This is a genomic window from Pseudomonas sp. LBUM1664, assembly GCF_059695895.1.
The window spans coordinates 2,779,249-2,794,211 of sequence record NZ_CP166791.1 but is presented as its reverse complement, the minus strand read 5'-3'; the positions used below and the strand labels follow the sequence as shown (position 1 = coordinate 2,794,211).

Annotated in this window: 12 protein-coding genes; all 12 read left to right on the top strand. The window is 60.5% G+C overall.

The annotated features are described in order from the left end of the window. Positions 1–75: 75 nt before the first annotated feature. The 12 genes from ACA047_RS13115 (at position 76) to ACA047_RS13060 (ending at position 14,893) form a co-directional block, all read left to right on the top strand. Complete coding sequence (locus ACA047_RS13115; protein WP_497359596.1) at positions 76–858, top strand: sugar phosphate isomerase/epimerase family protein; 783 nt, start codon at positions 76–78, stop codon at positions 856–858. Further along, on the top strand, positions 851–1,831 hold the full coding sequence (locus tag ACA047_RS13110; protein ID WP_497359595.1) for a sugar kinase: 981 nt from the start codon (positions 851–853) through the stop codon (positions 1,829–1,831). Before ACA047_RS13115 ends, ACA047_RS13110 begins: the two co-directional genes overlap by 8 nt. Before the next feature lie 79 nt (positions 1,832–1,910). Then, positions 1,911–3,209, top strand: coding sequence for an MFS transporter (locus ACA047_RS13105; protein WP_497359594.1), 1,299 nt, complete (start codon positions 1,911–1,913; stop codon positions 3,207–3,209). A gap of 14 nt (positions 3,210–3,223) precedes the next feature. Continuing rightward, complete coding sequence (locus ACA047_RS13100; RefSeq protein ID WP_497359593.1) at positions 3,224–4,201, top strand: 2-hydroxyacid dehydrogenase; 978 nt, start codon at positions 3,224–3,226, stop codon at positions 4,199–4,201. A 676-nt stretch (positions 4,202–4,877) separates the two neighbouring features. Next, positions 4,878–5,936: a YcaO-like family protein gene (locus ACA047_RS13095; RefSeq protein WP_497359592.1), complete on the top strand. Its 1,059-nt coding sequence runs from the start codon at positions 4,878–4,880 to the stop codon at positions 5,934–5,936. Positions 5,937–6,087: 151 nt separating this feature from the next. Then, the gene (locus ACA047_RS13090) at positions 6,088–7,803 is read left to right on the top strand and encodes an ATP-binding cassette domain-containing protein (protein WP_497359591.1); all 1,716 of its coding nucleotides are present in this window, start codon (positions 6,088–6,090) and stop codon (positions 7,801–7,803) included. Between the two features lie 245 nt (positions 7,804–8,048). Further along, a complete protein-coding gene (locus ACA047_RS13085; protein ID WP_025213310.1) occupies positions 8,049–9,008 on the top strand; it encodes an AAA family ATPase in 960 nt (319 codons plus the stop codon). 10 nt (positions 9,009–9,018) lie between these two features. Beyond that, a complete protein-coding gene (locus ACA047_RS13080) occupies positions 9,019–9,963 on the top strand; it encodes a DUF58 domain-containing protein (protein WP_497359590.1) in 945 nt (314 codons plus the stop codon). After that, positions 9,960–10,454 carry a DUF4381 domain-containing protein gene (locus ACA047_RS13075; protein WP_497359589.1) on the top strand — a complete coding sequence of 165 codons (495 nt, stop codon included), beginning with the start codon at positions 9,960–9,962 and terminating at the stop codon, positions 10,452–10,454. The genes ACA047_RS13080 and ACA047_RS13075 overlap by 4 nt, the downstream gene beginning before the upstream one ends. Continuing rightward, the gene (locus ACA047_RS13070) at positions 10,447–11,526 is read left to right on the top strand and encodes a vWA domain-containing protein (RefSeq protein WP_497359588.1); all 1,080 of its coding nucleotides are present in this window, start codon (positions 10,447–10,449) and stop codon (positions 11,524–11,526) included. Before ACA047_RS13075 ends, ACA047_RS13070 begins: the two co-directional genes overlap by 8 nt. Next, positions 11,523–13,259: a vWA domain-containing protein gene (locus tag ACA047_RS13065; RefSeq protein ID WP_497359587.1), complete on the top strand. Its 1,737-nt coding sequence runs from the start codon at positions 11,523–11,525 to the stop codon at positions 13,257–13,259. The genes ACA047_RS13070 and ACA047_RS13065 overlap by 4 nt, the downstream gene beginning before the upstream one ends. Then, positions 13,256–14,893, top strand: coding sequence for a BatD family protein (locus tag ACA047_RS13060; protein WP_497359586.1), 1,638 nt, complete (start codon positions 13,256–13,258; stop codon positions 14,891–14,893). Before ACA047_RS13065 ends, ACA047_RS13060 begins: the two co-directional genes overlap by 4 nt. Positions 14,894–14,963: the final 70 nt, after the last annotated feature.

The window sequence follows — 14,963 nt, the reverse complement described above, 5'->3', positions numbered from 1 at the left end:
CTGCTCGCGATGATGCCCTCAAGCACAACCTTTTTTTTGAACAAAACTGAAACCGGTTTCAGAGGTACAAAAACAATGAACAAACCACCTGTTTCCATCAGCCTCTCCAGCTACGGTGCCGACTTGGTGCGGCAAAGAGGCCAAGGCAGTTTCATCGATCTGTTGGCCGCCGCTGGTGCCTCGCGAATTGAATGGCGCGAGGAATTGCTCACCACCGAACAACCCGCTGAACTGGCCGCTGGCGCACGGGCCCAAGGACTGCAAAGTATTTTCTCGTCGCCACTTGAGCTGTGGCTCGCCGGCCAGTCCAGGCCCAATCCCGCCCTGTCGCGTGCCTTGCAATGTGCCGAGACGTTCGGCTCGACATGGCTGAAAGTCTCCCTCGGCCATTTCACCGATTCCCATGACCTGTCGGCCCTGGCGGATGCGCTTGCCGCAAACCCGGTGCAGTTGCTGGTGGAGAACGATCAGACCTTGCAGGGCGGACGGATCGAACCGTTGCAACGTTTCTTCGCCGAGATCGAGCAGCAGGCGTTGCCCATCGGCATGACCTTCGACATTGGCAACTGGCAATGGCAGGACCAATCGGCCGCCGTGGCGGCCCGACAGCTCGGACGGCATGTGACTTATGTGCATTGCAAGGCGGTGGCCCGGCGCGCCGACGGTAAACTGATCGCCGTGCCTCCGGCCATGACAGACCTGCATCTGTGGGAACAACTGCTCAAGCAGATGCCAGCAGACGTGATGCGCGCCGCCGAGTACCCGCTACAAGGCGACGACCTGCTGCAAGTGACCGCTGAACATGTCGCCACCCTTTCCCGCCTCGGGCTATCGCGTCGCGAGCGTGCCCATGTCTGAGTTCGATGTGTTGTCGTTCGGCGAAACCATGGCGATGCTGGTGGCCGACCAAAGCGGTGACCTGGCCAGCATCAATCAATTTCACAAACGCATCGCCGGGGCCGACAGCAACGTGGCCATCGGTCTGTCGCGGCTGGGCTTCAAGGTGGCATGGCTGAGCCGGGTCGGCGCCGACTCCCTGGGACGTTTCGTGGTGCAGACGCTGGAGAACGAAGGCCTGGATTGTCACCACGTGGCGGTCGATCCGGCACGCCCCACCGGTTTTCAGTTCAAATCCCGCACCGACGATGGCAGCGACCCGCAAGTGGAGTATTTCCGTCGCGGCTCGGCGGCCAGTCACCTGTCGATCGAATCCATCGCACCAACGCTGCTCGGTGCCCGTCACTTACACGCCACCGGCATTGTGCCGGCGCTATCAGTCACGGCCCGCGAGATGTCCTTTGAGTTGATGACCCGCCTGCGCAACGCCGGCCGCAGCCTGTCGTTCGACCCCAACCTGCGGCCGAGCCTGTGGGCCAGCGAGTCGATGATGATTCGCGAAATCAATCGCCTCGCCGCCCTCGCCCACTGGGTCTTGCCGGGGCTCGGCGAAGGCCGGCTGCTGACCGGCTTCGACGACCCGGCCGACATCGCTGCGTTCTACCTGGACCAAGGCGCCGAGGCCGTAGTGATCAAGCTCGGCGCGGACGGTGCTTATTACCGTACGCAACTGGACCAAGGTGTTGTCGCTGGCGTACCGGTCGCCCGAGTGGTGGACACCGTGGGCGCCGGTGATGGCTTCGCCGTCGGCCTGATCAGTGGGCTGCTGGAAAGCCGCGGTATCACCGGTGCAGTGCAGCGCGCCAACTGGATTGGCAGCCGCGCGATACAGAGCCGTGGAGACATGGAGGGATTGCCGACGCGCGCCGAGTTACTGGCCGAATTCGAAAGCGTCGATCGCGAGCAGGCTAGCTCCCACATGGGTTCGAGGTGAACCTGCTCGCGATAAAGGCCTGACACACACCGTAAACACACCTGCTGCAAAAAAAACAACAAGCTCAGGAGTCAACGACATGCAAACGCTCAACCTCGCCACCCGTCGCTGGTGGTACATCATGCCCATCGTGTTCATCACCTACAGCCTGGCCTACCTGGACCGGGCCAATTACGGGTTCGCCGCCGCCTCGGGCATGGCCGCGGATCTGATGATCACCCCGGGGCTGTCGTCATTGCTCGGCGCACTGTTTTTCCTCGGCTACTTTTTCTTTCAGGTGCCGGGGGCGATCTACGCGCAAAAACACAGCGTGAAAAAGCTGATCTTCGTCAGCCTGATCCTCTGGGGATCGCTGGCGACGCTGACTGGCGTAGTCTCCAACGCGTACTGGCTGATCGTGATCCGCTTCATGCTCGGTGTGGTCGAAGCCGCCGTGATGCCAGCCATGCTGGTGTATCTCTGCCACTGGTTCACCCGGGCCGAACGCTCGCGCGCCAATACCTTCCTGATCCTCGGCAACCCGGTGACCATGCTGTGGATGTCGGTGGTGTCGGGTTATCTGGTGCAGCAATTCGACTGGCGCTGGATGTTCATCATCGAAGGCCTGCCGGCGGTGCTCTGGGCCTTTATCTGGTGGCGCCTGGCGGATGATCGTCCGTCCCAGGCCAAGTGGCTCAGCGACCAGGAAAAACAGGACCTGGAAAGCGCACTGGCGGCCGAACAAGTCGGTATCAAGGCCGTGAAAAACTATGCCGAGGCCTTCCGCTCCCCCCAGGTCATCATCCTGGCAATGCAGTTTTTCTGCTGGAGCATCGGGGTCTACGGGTTCGTGCTGTGGTTGCCGTCAATCCTCAAGGCTGGCCTGCAGATGAGCATGGTCGAGGCCGGGTGGCTGTCGTCGTTGCCGTACCTGGCGGCGGTGGTTGGCATGCTGGTCGTGTCCTGGGCGTCGGACAAGGCACAGAAGCGCAAGCGCTTCGTCTGGCCACCGCTGCTGATCGCCTCCATCGCGTTCTACGCCTCATACCTGCTGGGGCCTGAACATTTCTGGTGGTCCTATGGCTTGCTGGTGGTCGCCGGGGCTTGTATGTACGCACCGTACGGGCCGTTTTTTGCCATCGTTCCGGAAATCCTTCCAGCCAACGTCGCCGGCGGTGCCATGGCGTTGATCAACAGCATGGGCGCGCTGGGTTCGTTCGGCGGTTCGTACCTGGTGGGCTACCTCAACGGTTCGACCGGCTCCCCTGGCATGTCCTTTCTGCTGATGAGCGGCGCGTTGCTGCTGTCAGTGGTGCTGACCCTCGCCCTCAAGCCCGGCGCCAGCGACCGGGCAGTGTCCAAAACCGCGACGCCCCACTCGGCGCCCGCCCATCCCTGAATCGAGAGCCTCCCATGAAAAAGCACGTGGTGTTATACAAAGCGCTGTCAGCGCAATTGATGGCCCGTTTGCAAGCGCAGGCCCAAGTCACCCTCATCGAACGCCTCGATGTGCAGGGCCTGGCGCAACTGCGCAACGCCTTGCCCACCGCCAATGGCCTGCTGGGTGCCAGCCTCAAGCTGGATGCACCGTTGCTGGACCTGGCGCCGAACCTGCAAGCCATCGCAAGCGTCTCGGTGGGGGTCGACAACTACGACATCGATTACCTGACCGAACGCCGGATCCTGCTCAGCAACACCCCGGACGTGCTGACCGAGACCACCGCAGACACCGGTTTTGCGCTGATCCTGGCGACGGCCCGACGCGTGGTGGAACTGGCAAACCTGGTCCGCGCAGGCGGGTGGCAACAGAGCATAGGCCCCAAGCATTTTGGCAGCGATGTCCATGGCAAGACCCTGGGCATCATTGGCATGGGACGCATCGGCGAAGCCTTGGCCCAGCGCGGGCACTTCGGCTTCGGCATGCCGGTGATCTACCACAGCCACTCGCCCAAACCCGCAGTCGAACAGCGTTTCGGCGCACGCTACTGCAGCCTCGAAACCCTGTTGCAGCAGGCGGACTTCATTTGCCTGACGTTGCCCCTGACGGCTGAGACCCAAGGCCTGATTGGTGCTCAAGCATTTGCGCAGATGCGCCCTGAAACCATTTTCATCAATATCTCCAGGGGCAAGGTGGTGGATGAAGCGGCGATGATCGACGCCCTGCGCAACGGGCAGATCCGTGGTGCGGGGCTGGATGTGTTCGAGCGCGAACCCTTGAGTCCGGATTCGCCGTTATTGCAAATGGACAACGTGGTGGCGACACCGCACATGGGCTCGGCCACCCACGAGACACGGGAGGCAATGGCGCGTTGTGCGGTGGACAATCTGTTGATGGCATTGGCGGGTGAGCGGCCGGTGAATCTGGTGAACCTGGGGGCGTGGAAGAGCTGAGGCGTTTGTCCAAGAGAATGAAGCCGGGCGCAGCTTTTGTGGCGAGGGGATTTACCCCCGCTGGGCTGCGCAGCAGCCCTGAAAACCTGACCCCGGTGTACCTGGCTGATTGAAGTAACAATACTGGGGCTGCTTCAGCCCAACGGGGATACCCCCCTCGTCACAGGGGTTTGTTCGGGATGGTTATTGCTCGCCTGACAGGCCCCCCTTAAGTCCTGCCCAAGCACTCTCCCACTATTATCCTGCAAGGGGAGTAAACCTTTAAAATCATTGAAACAGAGGCCAAAAAAAGACATTTTCAACAAAACTCATCTTCCCACAGTCGCGTCCTACCGATCGCCAAGAACAGGCCTACGCCAGCATCGGAAGTTGCGCCCTAGCCCAATCAAAAGCCCACTGTTATTAATTATGCACTTGCACAAAAACACGCAAGTTAGGTGATCGCTACGCGACACTGAATAATCAACAGAGGAGTAAATGATATGGGTAGCAAACGTTCCGAAATAAACACCTTTGATGATCTGCCGCAGACAATGGGCTTTTCCAAAGAACTTCTGACAACTGAAGCCAACTTTTTCGCCTCCCTGACTAACTGAAGTCAGTGCACGACTAAGAGTCTGCTAACAGGTGCCGAAAGATTATTACCTTTCGGCACCCAAAAAAACCAGAGGCCCCTATGTCTGAACGCGAACTAACACCTACCGATGCTCTGTTCAATATCATGTCTACCCTCAACACACTTGGCCTCAGAGCCGAGGCACGATATACGATACCTTCCAGACTAGTAGCAACAGCGGAACTTTTTGACAGTGACAACAACCTTATTGAGTCCGACGCAGGTAAAGGGCCAGACTCACTAATAGGTGCGCTGGCAGAAAGCATTGAGCACTTCAGCACCTTTCAAACCCCTGCCAATGAATCAACATGGCATTGCACCGATAACATCGCCTCTCAGAAAGCAGCTAAAGACGACGGCTTTTTTACCTGCCTGCCCTACAGCGCGGAACCCATAGGCTGCTTCACACTTACATCCCTAGACAAAAAAGAAAATCTCATTGCCCCAAGCGCTCTTCTCTGCCCTGCTGCAGCACGAAACATCTCCAACAGCGCCAGTTCTACCGTGCAATTTCTATCTCGTTACTCATCCAACTCAGGCATTGCTTTTGGTTGTACGGAGAACGAAGCTCTGTTGCATGGCACCCAGGAAATCATCGAGCGACATGTCCTATCCCTTTTCTTCATGGCGGTGTGCGAAATCGGCCCCAGAATGGAGCTATACAAACCATCTACGAGCTTGCTTACCAAGGCGCTATTAAACAACCCATTCGCCTTGGAGCCCGCCAATGAATTGCAGATCATTATTATAAAGGACGTATTATCCGTTTACTTTGCCGTTGCATTTCCCAAAGCAGGTCCAGGTGACCAGCATCTATCAGCCATTGGCTCAGGCTGTTCGCTGGACATCTGCACAGCCATTCAGAGAGCGGTGACCGAACAGTTCCAATCCCGGGAATTATATGACGTTTTTGAAGAATCCATGGACAGAAAGACTTTTAACCTACTGTCATGCTCAAAAAACCTCAAAAATTTAATCGACTTAGCGCCAGTTAAAACACTAAATCTTCCTGAGCTTGACTGTCCGCTAAACGACTACACCGAAACCGTCTCAACTCAATTAGATACGTTACACAAAGCCCTGTCAGACTCCAACAAAAAATATTTCACAGAACTGTAGTTAGTTTTTCAAGCAACAGCATCGTCACCCAGGTCTATATTCCAGGACTTGAGCGCTTCAACATAATTAGAAATGGGCGCCTCGTTGTACCCCAGCACGTATTGCGCAGCAATTAAAACCATCAACCCACAAAATAATCACGGACGGTCGTATGCATCCCATGCAAACGCTTATTAGAACTGCCTGCGAGAAACATACGACTCTTCTAATAACAACCATCGTAACAATCATAGCACTCAAACTCATCGCCCTTGCCCCACCCTTGCTCCTAGGAACAATTGTCGACGCGTTATACGGTGAAAAACATGCAACACCTAATACGCTGCTCACGCTCACGGCAGGCCTTGTTGTCGCCGGATGCATCCAAGCGATCATCAGCCCACTGCAGATCCACTTCCTATCCAAGCTCGTCCAGCAGATTGTCATGGCCGCGTCTATTGAGTGGCTGGCAAACCTTATGCGCAAGGAGTTCGCCCGGTTCAATTCGTGGCGGATCGGTCACTTCATAAAGTCGGTTGAACGTGGCATTACCGCTCACGAACAACTGCTGACGTTCTTTGTCACCGTCGGATTGCCATTGTGTCTGGAATTCCTGATCGTTGGCGGTGCTTTTCTTTATATGGGAGGCAGTGAAGTTTTTGTGGGCATGACCGGTTTAGGAATCATCTACCTGATTGTCACCCACAAAATTATCAGATGGCGCAGGAAACACATTGATGCTGTCAACGAGCAGGAAGATGAATTAAGCGCCCATTTGTACAGCACACTCAATGCCGGCAAAGCAATAAAGCTGGAAAACGCCGAGCCTACCGCAACACAGCCGTTAAACGAGGCTTTCAAGGGCTACGCCAATGCGGCGGTGATTGCGGCAACCTCCGGTGGTTTTTTGAGCGCCGCCAAGATTCTGTTCGTCAGCCTCTCCACGGGCGGATTACTCGGATGGGGGGTTGTTGATCAACTGTCGAGCCGGCCCAGCATCAGTGTCGGACAACTGGTAGCCATTTTTTCCATAGCGGGCAGTTATTTACTCAATATCGCCGCGTTGACGGAGGGCTATCGTGTGCTGGATCAGTTTCTTGCCGACCAGCGTCGACTTCAAAACCTGCTTTTGCTCCCAAACTTCGACCACTGCGATCGGCAATCGGAAGTCATTTTTCAGGGGGCATCGACATTGACTCTTGATCCGTGCGCACTGACCGAAAATGGCGATGTTCGTTTGTCGATCACACAAAGCCTGACATTTATGCAAGGTCAATCAGTGGCGATCATCGGTCAGAGCGGTGCGGGCAAGTCTACCCTGCTGGAAGTTCTAGCAGGTCTCGATCAAGAAACGCGAAACCAGCTGCGGATCGACGCGACCCCCGTTTCGCAACTGAACCCTCGCACCCATTTGAATGCATTGAGGTACTGCCCTCAGCAACCCTGTTTTCTGGAAGGGCCGTTCGAAAGGTCGGTTCTGTTCGGCGCTAAAACGTCGCCTCGCCTCGACCAGGCAATACGACGACTGCAGCTACAGGAAATTGTCTCTGAACGGTCCATCAGTGAACACGCATCGAATATTTCTGGCGGTGAAGCCAAGCGCCTGTCACTGCTGCGGCTGATTAACAGGCCTGGACGATTCAATTTGTTCGATGAACCCAGTGCATCCATCGAGCCTGGGCTGACCGCTTCCTTATGGGACCTGCTGTTCGATATCTTCGCCGAACGCGGGTTAATTTGTGTCACTCATGATTTCGATCATCTGCTGCGCTTTGATCGGGTAATCGTCCTGCACAACGGCGCAATTGTTGACGACGGGCCTTGGCAGGAGCTGGTCGACAGACCGGCAATCAAATTGTTGCTGAATGACATTCGGACACAGCACTAGCCAAAATACAGGAATAGATGTGGACACCAGTGCCTGTGGGAGCTGAGCTTGCTCGCGATAGCGGTGGGTCAGGCTCGCCGTCATCGCGAGCAAGCTCGGCTCCCACATTGAATCCAAGCCGATCACAATTCTGCACGCCAAACAAAATCCCGTTAGTCGCCACCCCCTGCCATGCATTAAAGTAACGTCCCCAGCCCCGGCGTTATCCGAACGTGCGGGGCCACCCTTTCCAGGAACAGTCACCGATGGAACATCGTGAAGCGCTGCTTGCGCTGCGAACCTTTCTTTCAACGCAGATTCTCGGCCAGGAAAAACTCATCGAGCGCCTGCTCATCGCCCTGCTCGCCGACGGCCATATGCTGGTGGAAGGCGCACCGGGGCTGGCCAAGACCAAGGCCATCAAAGAGTTGGCCGAGGGCATCGAAGCGCAATTCCATCGTATCCAGTTCACCCCCGACCTGCTGCCCGCCGACATTACCGGCACGGAAATCTATCGTCCGGAAACCGGCAGTTTCGTGTTCCAGCAAGGGCCGATCTTCCACAACCTGGTGCTGGCGGACGAAATCAACCGCGCCCCGGCCAAGGTCCAGTCGGCCTTGCTTGAGGCGATGGCCGAGCGGCAGGTCAGCGTCGGACGTAGCACGTATGAACTGTCGCCGCTGTTCCTGGTGATGGCCACGCAGAACCCGATTGAGCAGGAAGGCACATACCCGCTGCCTGAAGCCCAGCTCGACCGGTTTCTGATGCATGTCAAAATCGGCTTCCCTGATGCTGCGGTGGAGCGTCGCATTCTGCAGCAGGCTCGGGGTGAGGCGCTGAACGGCGAAACCAAACCCGAGCGTCGGGTGAGCCAGCAGGCGATTTTCTCCGCCCGCAAGGAAATCCTCGGGTTGTACATGGCCGATGCCGTGGAGGAATACCTGGTGCAACTGGTCATGGCCACCCGCACCCCGGCCAAGTTCGACCCGGAAATGGCCGAGTGGATCGCCTACGGCGCCAGCCCGCGGGGCTCCATTGCCCTGGATCGCTGCGCCCGTGCGCACGCCTGGCTGGCCGGACGCGACTTTGTCAGCCCGGAAGACATTCAGGCCGTGCTGTTCGACGTACTGCGCCATCGCATCATCCTGTCGTTCGAAGCCGAAGCCGCGGGCATCGATCAGGACCGCGTCGTGCAGCGGATTCTCGACGTCGTCGCTGTCGCTTGAGTGGCCAGGCATGAATAACCCACTGGCGCCGGCCCCGGGCATCCGCGTCAGCCTTTCGGATCTGATCGAGATGCGCCATCGCGTGCGCGAGGTGCAGTTGTTCTCGACGCCCGGCCAGCGCAGCCCGCTGATTGGCCTGCACCATTCCAAGCTGCGCGGGCGCGGAGTGGATTTCGACCAGGTGCGGGTCTATCAGGCTGGCGACGATGTGCGCACCATTGATTGGCGCGTCACCGCCCGCACCCAGGAGCCCCACACCAAACTGTTCCACGAAGAGCGTGAGCGGCCGATCTTCATCATGATCGAGCAAAGCCATCGCCTGTTCTTCGGCTCTGGGCTGATGTTCAAATCGGTGCTGGCTGCCCAGGCCGCCAGCCTGATCGGCTGGGCTGCGCTGGGTCACAACGACCGGGTCGGCGGGCTGGTGTTCGGCAATAACACCCATTACGAGGTCAAGCCCCGGCGCAGCAAACAAAGCCTTCTGCAATTGCTCAATCGCCTGGTGCGGGTCAATCAGTCGCTGCACACCGAAGGCGAACCGGACCGCGACTCGTTCGGTATCGCCCTGCGCCGGGCCCGAGAAGTGCTACGGCCCGGCAGCCTGGTGATCGTGATTTGCGACGAACGAGCGCTGTCCGACAGCGCCGAGCAGCAGTTGAGCCTGCTGTCGCGCCATTGCGATCTGTTGCTGCTGCCGCTGTCGGACCCGCTGGATCATGCTCTGCCCGCCGCCGGGTTGCTGCGTTTCGCCCAGCACGGCGCACAGTTGGAGCTCGACACCCTGAATTTCGAACTGCGCCAGACCTACCGCGCCCAAGCCGAGGCACGCCTGGAGCGCTGGGAGTTGTTGGCGCAAAAACTGCGGATTCTGCTGATGCCCTTGAGCACCCAGGGCGACATGGTCGAACAACTGCGCGAATACCTGAACCCCAAGCGGGCGGGGAAAAGCCGATGATCAGCCTCGATCAGTTGCAGCCGCTGATGGCGCCCCCCCCCATCGGCTTCTGGCCTCCGGCGCCGGGTTGGTGGTTAATGCTGGTATTGTTGCCGTTGCTGGGCTTGGGCCTGTGGCAGTTGCGCCGTTTCATTCCCGCCAAACGCAGCGTCGCCCGGGCCGAACAGCCTCTGGACCCAGTGCGCCTGGCCGCCCTGGCCGAACTCGCCCTGCTGCCCAAACCCTACGACGGCGCGCCGGCCGGAGCCTGGCTGCAACAGCTCAATGGGCTGCTCAAGCGCCTGTGCCGCAACCACTACCCTTACAGCCAGAGCCACACCCTCAACGGGCGTAAATGGCTGGCCTTCCTGGATAACCGCTGCCCGGCAGCCGGCCTGACCCGCTGGATGGTGTTGGTGGAAGGTGCCTACAAACCCGAATGCAAGCTCGACGACAAAGCCATCGCCGGCCTGACCCAAGCCGTCGACATCTGGATTCGCAAACATGTTTGAGTTCGCCTGGCCGTGGGTCTTCGCGTTATTGCCGCTGCCCTGGCTGATGCGCCTGGTGCTGCCGGCGGCGGACAGCGGCGAGCCGGCGCTCAAGGTCAGTTTCCTGGAGGACCTCGAGGGCCTGGTGGGGCGGCGAGCCCGGGCCAATCTGCCGACCTGGCGTCAGCAGGCCCCCTTCATCCTGCTCTGGCTACTGCTGCTGATTGCCGCCGCCCGCCCACAGTGGCTGGGCGAGCCATTGCCCATTGCCGCCAGCGGCCGTGATCTGCTGGTGGCGGTGGATGTCTCGGGCTCCATGGATTTTCCCGACATGCAATGGAAAGACGAAGAAGTCAGTCGCCTCACGCTGGTCCAGCATATGCTGGGGGATTTCCTCGAGGGTCGCGAAGGTGACCGGGTCGGCCTGATCCTGTTCGGCAGCCAGGCCTATCTGCAGGCGCCGCTGACCTTCGACCGCCACACCGTGCGACGCTGGCTCGACGAAGCGCGCATCGGCATCGCCGGCAAGAACACCGCCATCGGTGACGCCATCGGCTTGGCCCTCAAGCGCCTGCGTCAGCGCCCGGCACACAGCCGCGTGCTGATCCTGGTCACCGACGGCGCCAACAACGGCGGCGAAATCGACCCGCTGACCGCCGCCCGGTTGGCCGCCGACGAAGGCGTGAAAATCTACCCGATCGGCATGGGTGCCGACCCGGAACAAAGCGGTACGGCGGGCTTCCTTGGCGTCAACCCGAGCCTGGACCTGGACGAACCAACACTCAAGGACATCGCCCAAGTCACCGGGGGCCGGTATTTCCGCGCCCAGGATGGTGAACAACTGCTGGCGATCAAGACCACCCTTGACCAGCTCGAACCGGTGGCCCAGCAACCGACCCAGGCCCGCCCCGCCCTGGCACTTTATCATTGGCCTTTGGCCGTAGCGCTGCTGTTGAGTGTGTTGCTGGTGGCCCGGGAACGCTGGCCGGATAACCCATTGCAGCGTCTGTTCAACCAGCCACTGTTCCAAACGGCCCAACACACCGAATGGCGCCAGCGGCTCAAGCGCCTGCGCCTGCGGAGGCGCCGATGATCGCCTTCTGGCCGCATTGGCTGCGCCCCTGGTTCGTGTTGCTGCTGCCCTTGTTGGGTTGGTTGCTCTGGCAACTGTGGCATCGGCAGAAACGGGTGGGCCGCTGGCAGTTGATCCTGCCTGCGGCGTTTCATGCCGTGCTGCTCAGCGGCGGCAACGGCCGTGAAAGCAAGCTGCCGTGGATTGCCCTGGGTCTGGGCTGGCTGTTGATGGTGCTGGCGTTGCTGGGACCAAGCTGGGCACGAGTCGAACAGACCAGCCAAAAACCCGCCGACCCGCTGGTGGTGGTGCTGGAGCTGACCCCGGAAATGCTCGCCACCGACGTACCGCCCACACGCCTGGAACAGGCTCGGCGCAAGGTGCTGGACTTGCTGCATAACCGCAGCGACGCCCAGACCGCGATCATCGTCTATGCCGGCAGCGCCCACACGCTGGTACCGCTGTCCGACGACCTGTCCACCAGCGCCAACCTGCTCGAAGCCCTCGCGCCCTCGATCATGCCGCAAAGCGGCCATCGCGCCGACCTGGCGATCAACAAGGCCATGGCCTTGCTGGACCAGGGCGAACTTGGCCACGGCAGGATTCTGCTGATCGGTTCGTCGTTGAGCGAGCAGGAACGCCAGGGCATTCGCCAGGTTCTGGACGGTTCCGCCACACGATTGTTGATGCTTGGCATCGGCACTCGGGAAGGCGCACCGGTGGCCCAGGACGATGGCAGTTATCTCAAGGATGACAAGGGCGCGATTCTGGTGCCGCGCCTGGACAGCCCGAGCCTCAAATCCTTCGCCAATGAGTTGGACGGCCGTTACCGTCCGGCACGCCTGGACGACAGCGACCTGCGCGGCCTGGGCCTGCTGGACGGCCCTCGCCATCTGCGCAGCGACGGTCAGACGTTGCGCCTGGACACCTGGGCCGACCAAGGTTACTGGCTGCTTCTGCCGCTGTTGCTGCTGGCCGCCTGCGCCGGCCGTCGAGGCTGGCTGTTCTGCCTGCCGCTGCTGTTCGTACTGCCGCAAACCAGTCATGCCTTCGAATTCCAGGACCTGTGGTTGCGCGCCGACCAGCAGGGTCAACATTTGCTCAAGCAAAAGCGCCCGGCCGAGGCCGCTGCCCACTTCGAGGATCGCCAATGGCAAGGCGTCGCCCTGTACGAAGCCGGCAGCTACACCGAGGCCGCCCGACGCTTTGCCGAAGGCTCCGACGCCCGCGCCCATTACAATCGCGGCAATGCCCTGGCCAGGAGCGGCGAACTGGAAGCCGCGCTGGATGCCTATGAACAGGCCCTGGAGTTGCAACCGGATCTACGCCCTGCCCAAACGAACAAGGCGCTGGTGGAAAGCCTGTTGAAAGAGCAGGCACCGCCACCGCAAGAGCCCAAGCCTGCCAAGAGCGAGGAACAGGGCCCCGCCGAACAATCGCCGGATGCCGATACACAAACCCAGTCTTCCGAGCAGGGGCAGCCGTCCTCCGAAGCAACCGAGACGCCGGACGAATCCCAGGCAGCCCAGACAGCATCACCGCCCGGCGCCCAGGATGTGCCGGGCAGCGAGCTGTCCGATGAGCGCACCACCACACCGCCGCTGCGGCCCGCCGCTGGCCAGCGCAATGAAGAAGAGCAGCGCCAGGCGCTTGAGCAATGGCTGCGCCAGATCCCGGATAATCCGGGCGAACTGCTCAGACGTAAATTCTGGTATGAACAGCAAAGCCATCAGGCCCAGGGAAAAACCCAATGACCCGCTTCACCGCCTACCTCCTCGTCTTGCTGCTCTGGGCCTCTGGAACCCAGGCTGCACAGCTGACCGCCAGCGTGGATCGCGGCCGCCTGAACTCCGGGGAAACGGTGGAACTGACCCTGGAATCCAATGACGCCACGCTGTTCGGCAAACCCGACCTGAGCCCGCTTCAGGCCCTGTTCGATGTGCGCGGCACCCGCCAGGTCAACCAGCTGACCACCCTGGACGGTGAGAACCGCGCCACGACCCGCTGGATTGTGACGCTGCTGCCACGCCAGAGCGGCACCGTGATCATTCCGCCCCTGCAACTGGGAGAAGTCACCAGCCAGCCCATCACCCTGCAAGTGATCGAGAGCGAAACCCGCAATGCCTCCGGCACTCTGGCGCCGGTGTTCATCGAGGCCAGCCTCGACCAAACCAGCGTGTATGTGCAAGCCCAGGCGATCCTGACCCTGCGCATCTACCATTCGGTGTCGCTGTACGACGACAGCAGCCTGACGCCGCTGCACATCCCCGATGCGCGCACCGAACAGCTTGGCGAATCACGCACCTACGAAAAAGTCATCAATGACGTGCGCCACGGCGTGATCGAGCTGCGTTATGGCATCTACCCGCAGCGCAGCGGCGAGCTGACGATCCCGGCCCAGACCTTCAGCGCCACCCTGGTCGAGCCGGTGGCCCAAGGCGCAGCACCGGCGGGGCCGAAACCCGGTCAGTTGATGCGCGTCAGCTCCGAGCAACTGCTGCTCACCGTCAACCCCAAGCCTGCCAGCTATCCGGCCGATGTGCCCTGGATACCCGCACGCAGCCTTTCCTTGAGCGAGAGTTGGAGCCCGGAACCGACCCACAGCCAGGTGGGCGACTCCCTGACCCGCAGCCTGACCCTGGAAGCCGAAGGCCTGACCAGCGCCCAGTTGCCGCCCCTGCCGGCCACTGAAATCAACGGCCTGCGGCGCTACCCCGACCAGCCGGTACTCAGCAGCCGCAGCAGTGAACGCGGGTTGGTCGGCAGCCGCGAAGACCGCGAGGCCCTGGTGCCCAACCGCAGCGGCACCATCGAGCTGCCGCCGGTGGAAGTGGTCTGGTGGAACACCCTGGAGGACCACCTGGACCGCACCAGCCTCCCGGCGCGAACCCTGCAAGTGGCGAACAACCCAAGCCTGATGGTGGACACACCGCCGGGCACGCCTCAGGTCGTGACGAACGTCGACAGCGACACCCTATGGTATTGGCAACTGAGCACCTTCGTTCTGGCCTGCACGACGTTGCTCGGTTTCGGCCTGTGGTGGCGTGCCCGCTGGCAGCCGGCAATCCTGCGCGCGACCCAGGCCGGGCCGAGCCCCCGTACCCTGCTGGACGACCTCAAGCGTGCCTGCCTGGCCAACGACCCCCACGCCACCCGCCAGGCACTGGACGCCTGGGCCCGGCAACAACCGGAAACCCTGGCCGACATGGCGGCGCGCTTCGTACCGCTGTCCGACGCCTTGGACGGCCTCAACGGCGCGCTCTACAGCGAGACCGGCCAGCACTGGCAAGGCGAAGACCTGTGGCGCGCCATTCGCACCATTCCTGCTGCGGAACGTTCCAAGGACCCGCTGGGTGACAGTGGGTTGCCGCCGCTGTATCCCAAATAACCCACGGCTTTTGGGAGATAGAGCTCCTGTGGCGAGGGGATTTATCCCCTCGCCACAGGAACGGTTGGTA

Bases quoted from the DNA above. Each gene is read 5' to 3' on its own strand.
- ACA047_RS13115 (WP_497359596.1), top strand. From the start codon at position 76: ATGAACAAACCACCTGTTTCCATCAGCCTCTCCAGCTACGGTGCCGAC.
- ACA047_RS13110 (WP_497359595.1), top strand. From the start codon at position 851: ATGTCTGAGTTCGATGTGTTGTCGTTCGGCGAAACCATGGCGATGCTG.
- ACA047_RS13105 (WP_497359594.1), top strand. From the start codon at position 1,911: ATGCAAACGCTCAACCTCGCCACCCGTCGCTGGTGGTACATCATGCCC.
- ACA047_RS13100 (WP_497359593.1), top strand. From the start codon at position 3,224: ATGAAAAAGCACGTGGTGTTATACAAAGCGCTGTCAGCGCAATTGATG.
- ACA047_RS13095 (WP_497359592.1), top strand. From the start codon at position 4,878: ATGTCTGAACGCGAACTAACACCTACCGATGCTCTGTTCAATATCATG.
- ACA047_RS13090 (WP_497359591.1), top strand. From the start codon at position 6,088: ATGCATCCCATGCAAACGCTTATTAGAACTGCCTGCGAGAAACATACG.
- ACA047_RS13085 (WP_025213310.1), top strand. From the start codon at position 8,049: ATGGAACATCGTGAAGCGCTGCTTGCGCTGCGAACCTTTCTTTCAACG.
- ACA047_RS13080 (WP_497359590.1), top strand. From the start codon at position 9,019: ATGAATAACCCACTGGCGCCGGCCCCGGGCATCCGCGTCAGCCTTTCG.
- ACA047_RS13075 (WP_497359589.1), top strand. From the start codon at position 9,960: ATGATCAGCCTCGATCAGTTGCAGCCGCTGATGGCGCCCCCCCCCATC.
- ACA047_RS13070 (WP_497359588.1), top strand. From the start codon at position 10,447: ATGTTTGAGTTCGCCTGGCCGTGGGTCTTCGCGTTATTGCCGCTGCCC.
- ACA047_RS13065 (WP_497359587.1), top strand. From the start codon at position 11,523: ATGATCGCCTTCTGGCCGCATTGGCTGCGCCCCTGGTTCGTGTTGCTG.
- ACA047_RS13060 (WP_497359586.1), top strand. From the start codon at position 13,256: ATGACCCGCTTCACCGCCTACCTCCTCGTCTTGCTGCTCTGGGCCTCT.